At 57.7% G+C, this 4,146-nt stretch carries 4 protein-coding genes; all 4 read left to right on the plus strand.

What is annotated here, in order from left to right; translation table 11 throughout:
- Positions 1 to 1,830, plus strand: a 1,830-nt coding sequence (locus tag Q1K23_RS08195) for a primosomal protein N' (RefSeq protein ID WP_300363715.1), incomplete at its 5' end; no start/stop codon positions are given.
- 22 nt (positions 1,831 to 1,852) lie between these two features.
- A complete protein-coding gene (locus tag Q1K23_RS08200; protein ID WP_300363716.1) occupies positions 1,853 to 2,392 on the plus strand; it encodes a Uma2 family endonuclease in 540 nt (179 codons plus the stop codon).
- A 13-nt stretch (positions 2,393 to 2,405) separates the two neighbouring features.
- A complete protein-coding gene (gene ispG / locus Q1K23_RS08205) occupies positions 2,406 to 3,479 on the plus strand; it encodes a flavodoxin-dependent (E)-4-hydroxy-3-methylbut-2-enyl-diphosphate synthase (RefSeq protein ID WP_300363718.1) in 1,074 nt (357 codons plus the stop codon).
- A 53-nt stretch (positions 3,480 to 3,532) separates the two neighbouring features.
- A partial coding sequence (locus tag Q1K23_RS08210; protein ID WP_300363719.1) for a DnaB-like helicase N-terminal domain-containing protein occupies positions 3,533 to 4,146 on the plus strand: 614 nt, incomplete at its 3' end.

Raw genomic sequence — 4,146 nt, forward strand, 5'->3', positions numbered from 1 at the left:
TTCTACGAAGTTTGCCTTCTGGGCAAACGGGCTCCCTTTTTTACCTACCACTCCCACAAATCTTTAAAAACGAACACTCTCGTCGAGATACCGGTGCGGGGCAGAAGGACCCGGGCCGTGATTTTGCGGGAGGTCGAAAAACCCTCTTTCAAGACCCATGCGATTGAAGAGACGCTCCCTTTCGAATTTTCGAAGCACCAGATACAGACGGCACGTTTCGTGCAGGAGTACTACCATACGACCTTCGGTGAGGCCCTGGCCCTTTTCGAACCCTTTTGCGTGGAGAGCCTTTCCGCACAGGAGTATGCCCAGACGCCGGATATCACGCTTTCGGAGGCTCAGGAGAGGGCCTATACGAAGCTTCTGAAAGAGAAGAGCGCTCTGCTCTTCGCTCCCACGGGAAGCGGCAAGACCGAGATCTACATGAAGCTCTTCGCCCATGTTCTGAGGGAGGGGAAGAGCGCCGTCTTTCTGATGCCCGAGATCAGCCTGACGCCCCAGATGGAGAAGCGTCTGAAGGCGCATTTCGGAGAGAGGGTGGCGATCTGGCACTCGAAACTGACGAAAAAGAGGCGGGAAGAGACGCTCGAGGCGATACGGCAGGGCAGGGTGCGCATCGTAGCCGGGCCCCGCTCGGCCCTTTTCCTGCCTTTGAGCGATATCGGCCTGATCGTCGTGGACGAGGAGCACGACGACAGTTACAAAGCCCACAACCGGCCCCGCTACCATGCGAGGGACCTGGCGCTCTACATGGGGAAGGTACTGGATGCCAAAGTGGTGCTCGGAAGCGCCACGCCCAGCGCCGCGTCGTTCGCCAAGCATCCGGTGGTGCGGATCGCCGAACCCTACATCAAAACGAAGAAACGGTACATTTTCGAAAAGGGAGGCTGCCGCCTGACGCCGACGATGATCGAAGCGATCAGGGAACACCACGAAACGGGCGGGCAGGCCCTGGTCTTTCTGCCCACGCGGGCCAACTTCAAGTACCTCTACTGCGAAAGCTGCGGCTATACGGTGGAGTGTCCCTTCTGTTCGGTGGGTATGAGCCTGCACCGGCACAAGAGGGTGGTGCAGTGCCACTACTGCGGCTACGCGGAAAAGATCCCCTCCTCCTGTCCCAAGTGCGGGTCGATCATCCGCTCCGACAGGATCGGCACGGCGGAGGTGGTGGAGCAGCTGAAGGAGCTCTTTCCCGACATCCGGGTCCAGCAGTTCGACAAGGATACGATCACCACGGCGAACAAACTGCAAAAAGCGCTGGATAAGTTTTCCAAAAAAGAGACCGATGTGCTGGTCGGTACCCAGATGCTCGCCAAAGGGCACGACTACGCCGACATCACGCTGGCGATCGTGCTGGGGCTCGACTATATCCTGGCGCTTCCGGACTATCGGGCCAGGGAGCGGGCGCAGTCGCTCTTCGTGCAGATCGCCGGACGGGCGGGGCGGGCGAGAGAGGCGACCGTGATCGTCCAGACGAATCAGCCGGAGTTTTTCAGCGGGTATATAGGAAATTACGAAAAATTTCTGCAGGAGGAGCTGGATTTCCGGCAGGGCCTCTACCCACCCTCGATGCATCTGTGTAGGCTCCTTTTCGCTTCGAAGGAGGAGGCCGCAGGCCTGCGGGAGGTGCAGCGGATCAGGGAGGCGATCGAACGTTTCGACAAGGTGGAGATCGTAGGCGCCGGCAAAGCGCCCATCGAGAAGATCGCCGGAAAATTCCGTTTCAACATTCTACTTCGAAGTGCCGGACGCAGGGACCTTCTGCGTGTCGTCAAGGCGGTCGACGACGGCACTTTCGAGGTCGATATGGACCCCGTCGATTTCGCCTGATCCTTGTGGTATAATCGCCTCTATGGAAGCGATCGAATATGACGAACACTATACACTCGAAGATTACCGGCGGTGGGAAGGCGACTGGGAACTGATCGAAGGGCGTCCCTACGCGATGTCTCCCGCGCCCGGAATCACCCATCAGAAAATCTCTCTGGCCATCGCCTCACAGCTTTTGGAACGGTTGAGCACGCATGGATGCGATCGGTGTGTCGTTGTACAGGATATCGATTACGAAATATCCGACGATACCGTCGTGCGCCCCGATGTCGTGGTGGTCTGTGACTATGAAGGAGAGCGACTGACGATAGCGCCTGAAATCGTTTTCGAAATCATCTCCCCTTCTACGGCGAGAAGGGATGAAACGGCAAAATTCGAACTGTACAGACGAGAAGGGGTGAAGTATTATATACTGGTCTATCCCTCTTTGGGAACAGCCAAACTCTACAGACTCCAATCCGATGGAAACTATCTGAAAGTGAACGATTTTCGAAAAGAGTCAACCTCTTTCGAACTCGATAAATGTACATTGACATTCGACTTTTCGAAAATCTGGTCTTGAGGCTTGCAACATTATGATTAAAAGATATCCAACCAAGCAAATTTTCGTGGGAAACGTTCCCGTCGGGGGCGACGCGCCGATTTCGGTGCAGTCGATGACCTATTCGCGCACGGCGGACGTGGAGGCGACGGTGGAGCAGATCAACCGTCTCCATTTCGCGGGAGCCGACATCGTCCGTGTCGCCGTGCCGGACTACGAGGATGCCGAAGCCCTGAAGGAGATTCGGGAGCGGACCTCTCTGCCGCTGGTGGCCGACATCCACTTCAACTACCGCCTGGCCCTGATCGCCGCCGAGCATGTCGACTGCATCCGTATCAACCCCGGCAACATCGGCGAGAAGAGCCGGGTCGAAGAGGTGGTCAGAGCCTGCAAAGAGCGCAACATCCCCATCCGTATCGGGGTCAACTGCGGGTCGCTGGAGCAGCGGTTCGAGGATCGTTACGGCCAGACGGCCAAAGGGATGGTCGAAAGCGCGCTCTACAATATCAAGTTTCTCGAGGATCTCGATTTTACCGACATCAAAATCTCCCTCAAAGCCAGTGACGTGGAACGCACGGTGGAGGCGTACCGGACGCTGCGGCCGATGGTCGACTACCCTTTCCATCTGGGCGTGACGGAGGCGGGGACCGTCTTTCACGCCACGATCAAAAGCGCCATCGGCCTGGGTACGCTGCTGCTGGAGGGGATCGGCGACACCCTCCGGGTCTCCATCACCGGAGAGCTGGAGAAGGAGATCGAAGTGGGCCGGGCGATCCTCAAGGACAGCGGTGCGGCCAAAGAGGGGCTCAACATCATCTCCTGCCCCACCTGCGGCCGGATCGAAGCGGATCTGGTCAAGGCGGTGGCCGAGGTGGAGGAGAGAACGAAGCATATCAAGACGCCTCTGAACGTTTCGGTGATGGGGTGCGTGGTCAACGCCATCGGAGAGGCCAAGAGCGCCGACGTGGCCATCGCCTATGGCAAGGGAAGCGGGCTGATCATGGTCAAAGGAGAGGTGGTCGCCAAGCTTCCCGAGGCGCAGCTGGTGGACCGCTTTCTGGAAGAGGTGGAAAAGATGGCGGCCGCCGAAGACGGAATGGAGAATTGAGAATTGAGAATTGAGAATGTTGTAATATCTGTATCGATGGCGGACTCTTTTTGATGGAAGAGCATCTGTACAACCTGAACATCGAGCGGGCGGTGCTGAGCACCGTCATTTTCGACCCGCAGCAGTACGAGGAGATCGCGGCGCAGCTGAAACCGGAAGATTTCTACCACCCGTTCCATCAGCATCTCTTTGCCGCGATGGAGGAGCTTTTCAGAGCCGATCAGCCGATCGACGAGGAGTTTCTCAAAGAGAAGCTGATCCACAAAAACCGTTTCGACGAGGCGGCCTTTCTGGATATCCTCAGCGCCAACCCCCTTTCGAACACCCACGCCTATATCAAGGAGATCAAGGCCAAGGCCCAGAAGCGCGCCCTGGTGACGCTGGCCACCGAAATCAAGAAACTGACGATCGAAGAGGACCTGCCGGCCGACGACGTGATGGACGCCGTGGAGGCCAAACTCTACGCCATCACCTCCGAAGCCTCGACGCAGGATTTCAGGGAGAGCCAGGAGATGGCGCTGAGCACCCTCGAGCACATCAAGAAGATGAAAGAGCGGGGCAACTCGATGCTGATCGGCGTCGACACCGGATTCAAGGAGCTCAACCGCATGACGTCGGGCTTCGGGGAAGGGGACCTGGTCATCGTCGCCGCCAGGCCGGCGATGGG

The organism is Hydrogenimonas sp. (assembly GCF_029933015.1).
Classification (GTDB): Bacteria; Campylobacterota; Campylobacteria; order Campylobacterales; family Hydrogenimonadaceae; genus Hydrogenimonas.

Coding starts and splice junctions, on each gene's coding strand:
- ispG (WP_300363718.1), top strand. CDS start 2,406: ATGATTAAAAGATATCCAACCAAGCAAATTTTCGTGGGAAACGTTCCC.
- Q1K23_RS08200 (WP_300363716.1), top strand. CDS start 1,853: ATGGAAGCGATCGAATATGACGAACACTATACACTCGAAGATTACCGG.